The sequence below is a fragment of the Sphingomonas panacis genome (assembly GCF_001717955.1).
GTDB lineage: Bacteria > Pseudomonadota > Alphaproteobacteria > Sphingomonadales > Sphingomonadaceae > Sphingomonas > Sphingomonas panacis.
Genome location: NZ_CP014168.1, coordinates 1583153 through 1595797, shown reverse-complemented (window position 1 = coordinate 1595797; position 12645 = coordinate 1583153). Strand labels below are relative to the sequence as shown.

The 12645-nt window shown below is 64.7% G+C and carries 13 protein-coding genes; 9 read left to right on the top strand and 4 right to left on the bottom strand.

What is annotated here, in order from left to right; translation table 11 throughout:
- Nucleotides 1–85: 85 nt before the first annotated feature.
- Together J0A91_RS07250 and J0A91_RS07245 are read right to left on the bottom strand one after the other, a co-directional pair.
- The gene (locus J0A91_RS07250; RefSeq protein ID WP_069204346.1) at nt 86–1417 is read right to left on the bottom strand and encodes a chymotrypsin family serine protease; all 1332 of its coding nucleotides are present in this window, start codon (nt 1415–1417) and stop codon (nt 86–88) included.
- Nucleotides 1418–1658: 241 nt separating this feature from the next.
- Nucleotides 1659–3197 carry a P-loop ATPase, Sll1717 family gene (locus tag J0A91_RS07245; protein WP_150126846.1) on the bottom strand — a complete coding sequence of 513 codons (1539 nt, stop codon included), beginning with the start codon at nt 3195–3197 and terminating at the stop codon, nt 1659–1661.
- A 278-nt stretch (nt 3198–3475) separates the two neighbouring features.
- Here J0A91_RS07245 and J0A91_RS07240 point away from each other — a divergent pair, with 278 nt between their 5' ends.
- Genes J0A91_RS07240 through J0A91_RS07205 form a run of 8 tightly spaced genes read left to right on the top strand, consistent with a single transcriptional unit; the run spans nt 3476 to nt 9862 of the window.
- Nucleotides 3476–4573, top strand: a complete 1098-nt coding sequence (locus tag J0A91_RS07240) for a YjgN family protein (protein ID WP_069204344.1) — start codon at nt 3476–3478, stop codon at nt 4571–4573.
- Nucleotides 4573–5631 carry a M48 family metallopeptidase gene (locus J0A91_RS07235; protein WP_069204343.1) on the top strand — a complete coding sequence of 353 codons (1059 nt, stop codon included), beginning with the start codon at nt 4573–4575 and terminating at the stop codon, nt 5629–5631. The genes J0A91_RS07240 and J0A91_RS07235 overlap by 1 nt, the downstream gene beginning before the upstream one ends.
- 48 nt (nt 5632–5679) lie before the next feature.
- Nucleotides 5680–6399: an alpha/beta fold hydrolase gene (locus tag J0A91_RS07230; RefSeq protein ID WP_069204342.1), complete on the top strand. Its 720-nt coding sequence runs from the start codon at nt 5680–5682 to the stop codon at nt 6397–6399.
- Nucleotides 6396–7151, top strand: coding sequence for a tetratricopeptide repeat protein (locus J0A91_RS07225; protein ID WP_069204341.1), 756 nt, complete (start codon nt 6396–6398; stop codon nt 7149–7151). The genes J0A91_RS07230 and J0A91_RS07225 overlap by 4 nt, the downstream gene beginning before the upstream one ends.
- A gap of 59 nt (nt 7152–7210) precedes the next feature.
- Nucleotides 7211–7627: a VOC family protein gene (locus J0A91_RS07220; RefSeq protein WP_240502227.1), complete on the top strand. Its 417-nt coding sequence runs from the start codon at nt 7211–7213 to the stop codon at nt 7625–7627.
- A 1-nt stretch (nt 7628) separates the two neighbouring features.
- Nucleotides 7629–8684 (top strand): NAD(P)H-dependent flavin oxidoreductase, encoded by a 1056-nt coding sequence (locus J0A91_RS07215; protein WP_069204340.1) that lies wholly within the window; start codon nt 7629–7631, stop codon nt 8682–8684.
- Nucleotides 8681–9415: a hydroxyacylglutathione hydrolase gene (gene gloB, locus J0A91_RS07210; RefSeq protein ID WP_069204339.1), complete on the top strand. Its 735-nt coding sequence runs from the start codon at nt 8681–8683 to the stop codon at nt 9413–9415. Before J0A91_RS07215 ends, gloB begins: the two co-directional genes overlap by 4 nt.
- Before the next feature lie 39 nt (nt 9416–9454).
- Nucleotides 9455–9862, top strand: a complete 408-nt coding sequence (locus J0A91_RS07205) for a hypothetical protein (RefSeq protein WP_069204338.1) — start codon at nt 9455–9457, stop codon at nt 9860–9862.
- Nucleotides 9863–9874: 12 nt separating this feature from the next.
- Here the strand turns inward: J0A91_RS07205 and hslU are convergent, their stop codons facing one another.
- The gene (gene hslU, locus J0A91_RS07200) at nt 9875–11170 is read right to left on the bottom strand and encodes an ATP-dependent protease ATPase subunit HslU (protein WP_069204337.1); all 1296 of its coding nucleotides are present in this window, start codon (nt 11168–11170) and stop codon (nt 9875–9877) included.
- Between the two features lie 115 nt (nt 11171–11285).
- Nucleotides 11286–11852 carry an ATP-dependent protease subunit HslV gene (gene hslV, locus J0A91_RS07195; RefSeq protein ID WP_069204336.1) on the bottom strand — a complete coding sequence of 189 codons (567 nt, stop codon included), beginning with the start codon at nt 11850–11852 and terminating at the stop codon, nt 11286–11288.
- A gap of 193 nt (nt 11853–12045) precedes the next feature.
- On the opposite strand from hslV, the gene J0A91_RS07190 reads away from it, so the two are divergent.
- The gene (locus J0A91_RS07190) at nt 12046–12480 is read left to right on the top strand and encodes a UrcA family protein (RefSeq protein ID WP_069204335.1); all 435 of its coding nucleotides are present in this window, start codon (nt 12046–12048) and stop codon (nt 12478–12480) included.
- Nucleotides 12481–12645 lie beyond the last annotated feature (165 nt).

The window sequence follows — 12645 nt, the reverse complement described above, 5'->3', positions numbered from 1 at the left end:
CCCCGTTCGTGCTGAGCCTGTCGAAGCACGTGCCACAGGTGCTTCGCTGGGGGGCGCGCACTTCGACAAGCTCAGTGCGAACGGTTCAGGGTAACGTCACCGTGCCCCAGCGCTCGCTAACGGGATGCGCGCCCGCATCCCTGCCGCCGCTCGCCACGCCCACCAGCGACCACCCCACCGGCAGATAGTCCACCGACATATAGAAATAGAACGCACAGCTCCCGTCGCGCCGGTAACTCCCGCCTTTCAGGATGCCATACGCCGCCGTCCCGCTGAACACCGGCGCGCCGCTGTCGCCGCCCAGGCAGGTCGGCCCGGCCACCGTCACCCAATTGGGCAGGCACGCGCCGCCGCACAGATCGCCCGCCGGCGCGAAATCGGTCAGCTCGACCAGCGCGCAGCTATAGCCGGTGCGCTCGCCACGGTGGCAGACGAAGTCGCCGCTGCGGGTCGAGCCGCGCCCGATCTGCGTGGTGACCGGCCGGTCGATCGTGCGCGCGGCATCGACGAAGAACAAGGCCGACAGCGGCGCCGCGCTGAGGTTGATCTGAACGTCCTGATAGCCCCAGCCCCATTGGCCCAAAAACACGAGCGGGACGATTCCCCCGCCCGGCTCGCGGTAACGCAGATCGTCGGGGCAATGCGCGGCGGTGGTGATGCCGAAGCGCGCGCCGTCGGTGACGTTGAACCCGGTCGTGCAGAGATAGCGGCGATCGTCACCGGGGTTGAGACCATCGACGCGCGATCCGCCCTCGGGCGCGAAATCCGTGTCGCGGCTCTCGATCAGCCGAATCCGCACCGGCACGCCGACGATCGCCGCGATCCGCCGCTGGATCGCCGCGCGCGCCGCCGGGTCGGCAGTGCCGATCGTCACCACCAGTTCGCCGGTACGCTGGTCCAGCCCCATGCTCGGCGGCGAGGGCAAGGCGGCGCGGATCGCGGCCTGATGGTTGGTCATCGCCCATACGATCTGCTCGCGCGTCGCCTTCGCGCCGGTGCGGAACACCACCGGCACCAGCATCCCGCCCGCGTCGATCCACTCGGGCGGCACCGGCGCAGTGCCGGTCAGCGTGACGACGATGCGATAGGCCGGACGATGCTCGATCGCGATGCCGGCGAGCCGCGCGCGAAACCGCTCGGCCAGCGCATCGGTCGCCGGCACGCTCGCGGCCTGCGCGCGCAACCGCCGGATCGCTTCCTCGATCGGCACGTCATATTGGCGGGCGTATTCGGCGCCGTCCTGAAGCAACGCCTGACTGTCGCTTTGCGCGCCCGGCAGCGGCGGGGCTGCGGGCGAGACGGGAGACGGCAAGGCGACCACCGGCGCGGCCAGCGGCGGCGGCACGATCTGCGCGGCGGCGGTGGCGCTCCAGCCTGATAGGGTGAGCAGGAGGAGAGCGAGGATCAGGCGGGTCACGGTGGAGCCGTAGCGTGGTGGCGGGCGCGATGCACCGTATCGATTCTCATTTACTCGTTAAGCTCTCTCCCGATCCGCCACCGCGCTCTCCAAATTTATTGAATAGCACTAAGCGAATTAAAAATAATATCGAAATTTTTCGCAAATACGATACTATAGATCGCCGGGTATCAATATACGTGCTCTGTGTGGGAGCGATGATTATTTAACGGTAGATAGAAAAGCGCGCGTCTTTAGACCTCTAAGCTATTGCACATACCGTCGCTAAGCTGTCAGCATCCGCCATTTCGAAGCTACCCTGACAACCGGGACATGTAATCGACCCCTTGATCCCAATCCGCAAATCCTTGCAATGAGGGCAGATAACTAAGTAATTATCCATTGCCTCCTCTAAACTGGCGTCGGATAGTACAGCGAGCGCGAGCCTAGGATCAACGATACCATAGTTATAGAGTGGGCGATTACCCTTGTTTGGAAGCTCGCCAATTTTAATAACCGCACCCGCGCTCTGCCATTTCTGTACCTTTGCCCTAGCGCCTTGTGCACCGATCCGAAAAACGTCGTTTGCGAGGAAGTTTGTAGTGAATGTCAGCTCCCCCACTTTTTTAAGATCAGATATGAAGGCCCCATAAAGCTCCCTAGCTCGTTCAAGAGAGAACGAAGCTAGGGCAACTTTGACAGTTTTAAAGTCGATCTTTGGAGAAAATACTCCAGACTTCGTGTGCTCATCTACGATCTTTTTGCAAATTCTAACCATATCTCGTGGCGAAGCATTCGCAAAATAGGATATCATCCTGTGCACGTCATACGGCGCGCCAGAGAGAAGCTGGTCAAACCTTGACACTTGACCGTCAGAGTAAGTTTGAAGACGGCGCTCAAGAACCTTTTCAAGCTCGCTTACCGACCAATCAAGCGTGTATTCAAGCAAACGATCGGGCCGGCCACCCCCCTCTTGGTAAGGCTCCTTCATCTGATCCCAAAGAAAAAATTTAAAGCCAACCCCAGCAGTTTCCAGAAGAGGCAGGTCGATAAGAACGGGCGATATAAACGCAAAAGCCTTGTCAGCATTCTGCGCGGTAAGGGTCAGCTCATCTGTACGATCAACTAATATATAGACCGACTGATATCCGATCTTTATCGCCAATGCTACGAGAGCTTCAAATTTGAAACGCGTCGATTCTGAGTTTTTCTGATTGGATTCAGGCAAGACAATCGCCGCAGCTCCATATGAAGTAAGCACCGCATTCACAAGACTAATTGCCGCACCACCATATTTCCTCCATGACTCACGAGTTTTCTGACCGAGCGACTTTATCGAGTCAATTTCATCTTTCAAACGAGATTGCGAAAGACCACCAAGAAGCTGTTTAGACAGATCCACGATTAACTCACGATCCGTAGCGTCAACATTGCTTTTATGAACATCGGTTAACGATATTAATACTGCTACTAACAACAGCCTAGTTATATTGGTGATGTGGTATTCAGCGTCAGCGTCTGTTATTTGCTTAATGCCATCAAGTGGAAACTTATCGTACGCAACGCACAAGAACCCACCATCAATTTCACTTTTTCGCTCGATCATGATTTTCTGCGCCGTCTTACCCCCGCCACGTGGAGCAAAAACGACGTTGCTCTTGGGTTTGCTGGGATCGCCAATCACGGATGGGAAGAACGGGGGCTGCACGAAATATCGGTCGATAAGTGGCTCATCTGCGGCGTTTGTCGACGCAAAAGGGTCTTCCGTGAAACCGAATAGTTTTAAAAATTCGACAGCCATTTACGCCGACTCCCTTGGAAGTGGCTTACTTAGAAGCGCACTTGATCCTCACGGCAATACCGCACAGAGCGCAACCGGCACCACAATTAATTGGTGCCGAGCCGTGTTTTCAAATCAGGTTTCTAAGCGTCGGCCTTCTAAACCCCGTCATTTTCGATACCGTTAGGTTACGAGAGATTGGTTTACGAGTTCCACGATAATCGCCGCTTCTTTTTAACACATTGACCCCGCCCCCGCCCTGCGCTCCAACCGCCTCCGGGTTGGGGGAGCTACGGAACATGCACGAATCGCAAGGCAACAAGGCTTTCACCTTCTCGGGCGACTGGCGCGAGTTCGCGCCGATCGCCTTCACCAACCTGTTGCTGAGCATCGTCACGCTCGGCGTCTATCTGTTCTGGGCGCGCACGCGCGAGCGGCGCTATCTGTGGAGCCGCACGCAGTTCATCGACGATCGGCTCGAATGGACCGGCACCGGGCGCGAGCTGATGATCGGCTATGGCCTTGCGATGCTGATCTTCGTGATCCCGTTCGGCTTCATCAACCTCGTCGTGCTCAACAGCGCGATGATGCGCGGGCATGAAGGGGTGGCGGGGCTGGTCGGCCTCGGCCTGTACCTCGCCTTCTTCTTCCTCACCGGCGTCGCGATCTTCCGCGCGCTGCGCTACCGGCTCAGCCGCACGTTGTGGCACGGCATTCGCGGCGGCAGCGACACGTTCGGGCTGGCGTTCGGCTGGAGCTATCTGTGGAAGAGCGTGCTGGGGTCGTTCACGCTCGGGCTGCTCGTCCCCTGGACGATGACGACGCTGTGGAACGAGCGCTGGGGCGAGATGAGCTTCGGCCCCTATCGGTTCGAGGCGAGCGCGCGCGCCGCGCCGATCTTCCTGCGCTTCCTGCTGTTCTATCTGGCGCCGGTGTTCTTCCTGGTCGCGGTGATCGCGCTGGTGGTGTTCGGCATGGTCGCGGGCGGGATGGGGTCGTGGCGGAGCCTGCCGAGCGACGGCGTGACGGCGGCCGTGATGTTCGCGATCTTGGCGGGCTTCTACCTGCTGTTCTTCGTCGTGCTCGGCGTGATCGCTTTGGTGTTCTATTCGGCCTATTTCCGGGAGGCGGTGGGGGCGCTTCGGCTGGGCGATCTGGAGTTCGCCTTCACCGCGACGACGGGGGACTGGATCAGGCTGTTCGCGGGAAACATCGCGCTGGTGGTCTGCACGCTCGGCATCGGCCAGATCTTCGTCGGCTATCGCAACTGGACGTTCTTCATCCGCCACATGCACGCTTATGGCGAGATCGATCTGGCGCGCCTGACGCAATCCACCACGCGCCGGCCGGGCCAGGGCGAGGGGCTGCTCGACGCCTTCGATATCGGCGCGATCTGATGCGCGTGTGGCATTACGACGGCCTCAGCGCGCTGCGCCGGGAGCCCGAGCTGGTGGCGGACGGGGATGCGTTCGTTCTGGTCGAACGTGACAGGGTGGAAGGCCCCTACCGCTTCGCCGATCTCGTCGCCGGAGACGCGGTCGACGGCGCCGCGATCTACGGCCTAAAGGGTTCAACCGGCTGGAGAATAGGATTCCCCGGCGGCATCCCCGCCGATCTCGCCTCCCGCCTCCCGGCTCCAACACGCTACGGCCGCCTGATCGACCGGATCGGCCTCTGGCCCGCGGCCGCGCTGTGCGCAACGTTAGCCACGATTGCGGTCGCGCTCTTCCTGATGACGCCCGCGCTCGTCGCCCGCGCCGTCCCGCAATCGGTCGAACGCAAGCTCGGCGACATGATGGCCCGCGACTTCGGCGACCGCAACTGCGCCGGCCCGAACGGCCCGCAAGCGCTCGCCGCGCTCGTCGCCCGCATCGATCCGGGCGACCGCGACGTGCGCGTCAGCGTCGTCAATCTGCCGATCGTCAACGCCGTGACATTGCCGGGCGGCCGAATCGTGCTGTTCGACGGCCTCGTCAAAGCCGCCGCCTCGCCCGACGAGGTCGCCGGCGTGATCGCCCACGAACTCGGCCACGTCCGCCACCGCGACGTGCTCGAATCGCTGCTCCGCCAGCTCGGGCTCAGCGTGCTGCTCGGCGGCCTCGACGGGCATGTCGGCGGCTACACCAACGCGCTGCTCGCCTCGGCCTACTCGCGCGACGCGGAAGCCCGCGCCGACGGGTTCGCGATCGACGCGCTCGCGCAGGCGCACATCTCGCCGCTGCCGACCGCGCGCTTCTTCAAACGGCTCTCGGCGGGCGAGGATTCGGGCGGCGTCGGCCGTCTCACCGCTTATCTCTCGACGCACCCGATATCGCAGGATCGCGCCGCGCGCTTCATCGCCGCGGCGAAGCTGCATCACAACGACCGCCCGGTGCTGGACGCCGATCAGTGGGGCGCGCTGCGCGACATCTGCACGTCAGATCCCAAAGCACGCGCGCCGGGCTTCCGCTTCTAACCAGCGGCGCCGTTTGCCGAGGATCGAGAGGCCGGGTAAAGCCCAGGCATGACCGATCCCCGCCCCGCGCTCGCCTATCACCTCACGCCGGGCGCCGGCCCGACGATCGTCTTCCTGCCCGGCTACGCATCCGACATGACCGGCGCCAAGGCGCTCGCAATCGAAGCGTGGGCGAAGGCGACCGGCCGCGCGTTCCTGCGCTTCGATTACGGCGGCTGCGGCGCAAGCGAGGGCGTCTTCGAGGAACAGACGCTCGCCGGGTGGCGCGACGATGTCCTGGAATTGCTCGACAAGCTCGTCGACGGGCCAGCGGTACTGGTCGGATCGTCGATGGGCGGCTGGCTGATGCTGCTCATCGCACGCGATCACCCAGGGAAAGTCGCGGCGCTCGTCGGCATCGCGCCCGCGCCCGACTTCACCGACTGGGGCTTCACCGTCGAGGAGAAGCTCGCGATCCTGTCAGCCGGCCGGCTCGAACGCCCTTCGCCTTATGCCGACACCCCGACCGTCTATACGCGCGCCTTCTGGCAATCGGGCGAGGCCAACCGGTTGATGTTCGGCCCCATCGCCATCGACGTGCCGGTGCGGCTGATCCACGGCATGGTCGACCGCGACGTGCCGTGGAACCGCAGCGTGCGGCTGGCCGAGTTGATCCGTTCAGCCGATGTCCAGCTTACGCTCGTCAAGGATGGCGACCACCGATTGTCGCGCGATGCCGATATCGCGCGGATCATCGATCTGATCGAACAGGTTGCGCCGCGCCCATGATCCTGCCCCTGCTGCTCCTCGCCGCCGCTGCGCAGAAGCTGCCCGCTACCCCCAATCCGACACAGGAGCGCTACGACCGTTGCGTCGATCTCGCCGCGCGCGATCCCGCCGCAGCGGAGGGCGCGGCGAGCCGCTGGATGCTCGACGGCGGCGGCTTCCTCGCGCACCAATGTCTCGGCATCGCGTACACCAACGAGGGGCATTGGTCCGCCGCCGCCGCCGAGTTCGAACTGGCGGCGCGCGCGGCCGATGTCGCTCGTGACGATCGCAGCGCCTATTATTGGGCGCAGGCGGGCAATGCCTGGCTTGGCGCAAAAGACGCCAACAAGGCGCGCGCCGATCTCGACGCCGCACTCGCACCGCACACTCTGGTCGGGCTACAGAGCGGTGAAGCCTATCTCGACCGCGCGCGCGCCTTCGTCGCCGCTGGTGATGCCAAAGCCGCGCGCGCCGATCTCGACCAGGCATTGCTCGCCGCCAGCAGCGACCCGCTCGCCTGGCTGCTCTCGGCAACGCTCGCGCGGCGGATGGGCGACCTGACGCGCGCGCAGACCGACATCGCCGAGGCGCTCAAACGCTCGTCGGATGATGCCTCGGTCCAGCTCGAAGCGGGGAATATCGCCGCAAAGGCCGGCGACGAAGCTGGCGCAAAGGCGGCATGGGGCCGCGCCGCGCAGCTCCAGCCGGGCAGCGACGCCAACAAGGCCGCCGCCGCAGCGCTCGCGCAATTCGATACGCCGGCGAAGCCGTAGCTGGCACTGGCGAGGCGGCGTGCCTATCTGTGCCCCGTCACAACAGGAGCTTGTCGCCGGTGAAATTCCTCCACACCATGATCCGCGTCACCGATCCGGCCGCGACGATCGCGTTCTTCGAACTGATCGGCCTCAAGGAAGTGCGTCGTATCGATAGCGAGCAAGGCCGCTTCACGCTGATCTTCCTCGCCGCGCCCGGCCAGGAGGGCGTCGCCGAGGTTGAACTGACGCACAATTGGGACCCTGAGGAGTATAGTGGCGGACGCAATTTCGGCCACCTCGCCTATCAGGTCGATGACATCTACGAGACGTGCCAGCGGCTGCGGGACGCGGGCGTAACGATCAACCGGCCGCCGCGCGACGGGCACATGGCTTTCGTTCGCACGCCCGACAACATCTCGGTCGAGCTGTTGCAGGACGGTCGCCTGCCCCCGGCCGAGCCCTGGGCATCGATGCCCAATACCGGAGTATGGTGACATGCAGGGGGTGTGCGCGTTCCTCGATCTTTCGGGCGCGCGCCTCCCAGTGATTCAGGCGCCGATGGCTGGCTTCGCCGGTGCTGAGCTCGCCATCGCCGCGCTCGGTGCGGGCGCGGTCGGGTCGCTCGCCTGCGCGACGCTGTCGCCTGACGCCGTTATCGAAACGGTCGCGACTATCCGCGCGGCGGCAGCTGGACCGCTCAACCTCAACGTCTTCTGCCATCGGCTCGGGCCGGTGCCCGATAGCGCCGCATGGGAAGCGCAGCTCGCGCCCTGCTATGTGGCCGAGGATCTTCCGCGCCCGACGACCGCGCCGCCCCTGCGCCGCCCGTTCGACGCGGCGATGGCCGAGGCGATCGAAGCGGCGAGACCCGAGTTCGTGAGCTTCCACTTCGGCCTGCCCGAGCCGGCGCTGCTCGACCGAGTGCGTGCGACCGGCGCGCGGTTGATCAGCAACGCCACCACCGTCGCCGAGGCACGCTTTCTGGCGGACAAAGGCTGCGACGCGATCATCGCGCAGGGCTTCGAGGCGGGTGGACATGCCGGGCATTTTCTCGACGGTCACAAGCCGGTCGGGTTGATCGCACTGGTGCCGCAGATCGTCGATGCGGTTGATGTGCCGGTAATTGCGGCAGGCGGCATCGCCGACGAGCGCGGTGTTCGCGCCGCCATTGCGCTAGGCGCAGGGGCGGTGCAGGTCGGCACCGCTTTCCTCAGGACACCCGAAGCCAGCCCGAGCGCACCGCATCGCGCCGCGCTGGATAGGGCGAGCGCCGATGACAGCGTCTTCACCAACCTGTTCTCGGGCGGTCTGGCGCGGGGCTTGCGCAACCGGCTGATCGAGGCAATCGGCCCGGTCAACGCTGCCGCCCCGCCCTTCCCTTATGCCGGCGCTGCACTGGCACCGCTTCGGGCGCATGCCGAAAGCGAAGGGCGTGGCGACTATTCGCCGCTCTGGGCCGGGCAGGGCGTTGCGCTCGCGCGCTCGGAACCCGCCGCGGCGCTCACCCGCAGGCTCGGCCTTGCCGCGCTGGCGATAGAGGAACTTGCATGACCGATCTCGATATCGTCCGCATCCCCGCTTTCACCGACAACTACATCTGGTTGGTTCACGATCCCGTCTCGCAAGAAACGGTAGTGATCGATCCGGGCGACGCCGCGCCTGTGCTCGCCGAGGCCGGGCGGCGCGGCTGGACGATCGGACAGGTCTGGAACACGCATTGGCACGCCGATCACACCGGCGGTAACGCCGAGGTGAAGGCTGCGACCGGCGCGATCATCAGTGGACCAGCGGCGGAGGCCGCTAAGATCCCGACGCTAGATATCGAGCTTGCGGAAGGCGACACGGTCCGGCTCGGCTCGCATGTCGCGCGTGTGATCGCGGCGCCTGGGCACACCGCCGGACATATCTTGTTCCATCTGGCCCAGGATGCGACGATCTTCGTCGGCGATACCTTGTTCGCGATGGGCTGCGGCCGGCTGTTCGAGGGGACGCCGGAGCAGATGTTCGGCAACATGCAGCGGTTGGCGGCACTGCCCGCCGAGACATCAGTTTATTGCGCGCATGAATATACCCAGAGCAACGGACGCTTTGCGCTGGTCACCGAACCGGACAATGCTGACGTGGCGGCACGGATGCGGGATGTAGATGCCGTGCGCGCGGCCGGCGAGGCCACGGTGCCGACGACGATCGCACTGGAACGCGCGACCAATCCGTTCCTGCGGGCAGCCTCGGCCGAGCAACTCGCCGATCGGCGCGCCGCCAAGGATAGTTTCCGGGGTTAGCCGCGTTACAGACACTCAAGCGTTCGAAAGGCCTAGCCGATGCATCGCATCATCTTGCCCATGTTGCTGCTATGCGCCGGCACCGCCGCACTCTCCTCCGATCATGGCTACGCCGCACGCGAGGCGGCCAAAAACAAGGCGGAGCTCGACAAGGCGCTCACCGGGCTCGTTCCCGGCAAGCCGCAGCAATGTCTCGACAGCCGCGATCAATATGCGACCCAACGGATCGGCGACACGATCCTGTACAAAGTTTCGCGCCGCAAGATCTACCGTGCCGACACCAACGGCGGTTGCAACGGCCTCGACCGCGGCGACGCCATCGTCACCCGGCAGTTCGGCTCGCAGCTCTGCGCGGGTGATCCGATCCGCACCGTCGACCTGACCAGCCGCATCCCGAGCGGCTTCTGTACGATCCGCGAGTTCGTGCCGTATACCGCGCCCAAATAGGGCGCGGTATTTCTATAGCACGAAGCGCGACAGATCGGTGTTGCGCGCGATGCTCGACAATTGCTTCTCGACGTAGGCGGCATCGACCACCACCGTCTCGCCCTGCCGATCCTCGGCCTCGAAGCTGACTTCCTCGAGCAGCTTCTCCATGACCGTCTGCAACCGGCGCGCGCCGATGTTCTCGATCTCGCCATTCACTTCGGCGGCGATCCTGGCGACCGCGCGGATGCCGTCCTCGGTGAATTCGACGGCGACCCCCTCGGTGCCGATCAACGCGACATATTGCTGCGTGAGCGACGCCTTGGTGTCGGACAGGATCGCGACGAAATCATCCTCCGTCAGCGCCTTCAACTCGACGCGGATCGGCAGGCGCCCTTGCAGCTCGGGCAACAGGTCGCTTGGCTTGGCGACGTGGAACGCGCCGCTTGCGATGAACAGCACGTGATCGGTCTTCATCGGCCCGTACTTCGTCGCGACGGTGGTGCCTTCGATGAGCGGCAGCAGGTCGCGCTGGACGCCCTCGCGGCTGATAGAGCCGCCGCGACCGTCGCTCACCGCGATCTTGTCGATCTCGTCGAGGAAGACGATGCCATTCTCCTCCGCGTTCGCCAGCGCGATGCGGCTGACCTCGTCCTGGTCGAGCCGCTTGTCGGCCTCCTCCTCGACGAGCTTTTCCCACGCGGCCGGCACGGTGATCTTGCGCCGCTTGAGTTGCTGACCACCGAACGCCTTGCCCATCATTTCGGTGAGGTTGATCATCTGCGGCGCGCCACCGGGCACCTCGAACGGCATTTGCGGCGCCTGTTCGAGTTCGATCTCGATTTCGGTGGTATCGAGATGACCGTCGCGGAAGCGCTGGCGGAACGCCTCGCGCGTTGCCTCGCTGGCGCCCTTGCCGGTGAGCGCGTCGAGCAGCCGCGCCATCGCGGCGTCCTCGGCCTTGTCCTTCACCGCGACTCGCCGGCGTTCCTTCTCGAGCCGGATCGCTTCCTCGACGAGATCGCGCGCGATCTGTTCGACGTCGCGGCCGACATAGCCGACCTCGGTGAACTTGGTCGCCTCGACCTTGACGAACGGCGCGTCGGCGAGCTTGGCGAGGCGGCGGCTGATCTCGGTCTTGCCGCAACCCGTCGGCCCGATCATCAGGATGTTCTTGGGCGTGACCTCGTCGCGCAGATCGGCGCCGAGTTGCTGGCGGCGCCAGCGGTTGCGCAGGGCGACCGCGACCGCCTTCTTGGCGTCGGACTGGCCGATGATGTGCGCGTCGAGCGCGCGGACGATGGCTTTGGGGGTGAGAGAGTCGTTCATCTGGTTTCTTCTTCCCCCCTCCCGCATGCGGGAGGGGTCGGGGGAGGGCATGTTCGCGGGCGGCGCCTTGGGAGGACAGGCCCTCCCCTAGCCCCTCCCGCATGCGGGAGGGGGATTACGCGTCGACGGCGCCGTCGATCGCTTCGATGGTGAGGCGTTCGTTGGTGTAGACGCAGACTTCGGCGGCGATCTTCATGGCTTTGCGGCAGATGGTTTCGGCGTCGCCTTCGTATTCGACCAGCGCGCGGGCGGCGGCGAGCGCGTAATTGCCGCCCGAGCCGATCGCGGCGATGCCGGCTTCGGGTTCGAGCACGTCGCCGTTGCCGGTGAGGATCAGCGTCACGTCCTTGTCGGCGACGATCATCATCGCTTCGAGGTTGCGGAGATATTTGTCGGTGCGCCAGTCCTTCGCCAGTTCGACCGCGGCGCGGAGCAACTGGCCGTGATGCTGTTCGAGCTTGCGTTCGAGCCGCTCGAACAACGTGAAGGCGTCGGCGGTCGCGCCGGCGAAGCCGCCGATCACCGAGCCGTCGCCCAGACGCCGCACCTTGCGCGCGTTGGGCTTCATGACGGTCTGGCCCTGCGTCACCTGGCCGTCTCCGGCGACGACGACGCGGCCGTTCTTGCGCACGGAGAGAATCGTGGTGCCGTGCCACACCAATGCATTGGAGCTATCGTTCATGCGGCGCGATATGGGAGCGGTTGCGCCGCCGTGCAATCCGCCCGCGCAACGATACGCCGGCGCGGGGGCGGTTCCCCGAAATGGCACACCGCGCGCCGCCGCCGGATTGCCGGAACGCGGCGGCGTGGTAATGGTTAACGCGGCATCAGGCTTCGAGTCCGCGCGGCGGGCCGGGCAAGCAAGGAGGCATCCGATGACACGCTTCGCGCTTCGTATCCTGGCGGCGGGCGCCGTGCTGGCGGCGGCGGCGGGCCCGGCGCTCGCGCAGAACTTCGGCCGCGACGACCTTGTCGTCTATGGCCATGTGCCGATCCCGGACAGCGTCGATTCGGTGTCGCAGCGGGTCAGCTATGGCGATCTGCACCTGCAATATCCCGAGGACCGGCGCGAGCTGCGCCGCCGCGTGACGCTCACCGCGCATGAGCTGTGCGATTCGCTCGGCGAAGGGCGCTATGCGGCGACCTACGCACCGTCCTGCACCGATACGGCGATCCGCGATGCGCTGCGGCAGGTTCGCATCATCGAGGCGCGCTATACCGAGCGGCCGCGCTATTATGCCGACACCGCGCATGTCTGGCTGCCCGAGCGGCAATGGTCGGTCGAGGACGAATATTCCACGCGGCAGTGACGCGATCGGCGCGCGCAAACATCGCTATCATCGTCCACCCGAGCCACGGTGCGGGAAAGGTTGCAAAGGTTGCGGGGGGTGTCTGCTTTGGCGCGCGGCGGTGTGTGCGGGCCGGATGCGGGTGACGGGGCGAGGGCATGATGCGGCTTTCGCGGAGGGACGGAA

Excerpts from the sequence above, each read along its gene's own strand:
- J0A91_RS07190 (WP_069204335.1), top strand. The coding sequence starts at position 12,046 with ATGACACGCTTCGCGCTTCGTATCCTGGCGGCGGGCGCCGTGCTGGCG.
- J0A91_RS07230 (WP_069204342.1), top strand. The coding sequence starts at position 5,680 with ATGACCGATCCCCGCCCCGCGCTCGCCTATCACCTCACGCCGGGCGCC.
- J0A91_RS07205 (WP_069204338.1), top strand. The coding sequence starts at position 9,455 with ATGCATCGCATCATCTTGCCCATGTTGCTGCTATGCGCCGGCACCGCC.
- hslV (WP_069204336.1), bottom strand. The coding sequence starts at position 11,852 with ATGAACGATAGCTCCAATGCATTGGTGTGGCACGGCACCACGATTCTC.
- gloB (WP_069204339.1), top strand. The coding sequence starts at position 8,681 with ATGACCGATCTCGATATCGTCCGCATCCCCGCTTTCACCGACAACTAC.
- J0A91_RS07215 (WP_069204340.1), top strand. The coding sequence starts at position 7,629 with ATGCAGGGGGTGTGCGCGTTCCTCGATCTTTCGGGCGCGCGCCTCCCA.
- hslU (WP_069204337.1), bottom strand. The coding sequence starts at position 11,170 with ATGAACGACTCTCTCACCCCCAAAGCCATCGTCCGCGCGCTCGACGCG.
- J0A91_RS07235 (WP_069204343.1), top strand. The coding sequence starts at position 4,573 with ATGCGCGTGTGGCATTACGACGGCCTCAGCGCGCTGCGCCGGGAGCCC.
- J0A91_RS07245 (WP_150126846.1), bottom strand. The coding sequence starts at position 3,197 with ATGGCTGTCGAATTTTTAAAACTATTCGGTTTCACGGAAGACCCTTTT.
- J0A91_RS07240 (WP_069204344.1), top strand. The coding sequence starts at position 3,476 with ATGCACGAATCGCAAGGCAACAAGGCTTTCACCTTCTCGGGCGACTGG.
- J0A91_RS07225 (WP_069204341.1), top strand. The coding sequence starts at position 6,396 with ATGATCCTGCCCCTGCTGCTCCTCGCCGCCGCTGCGCAGAAGCTGCCC.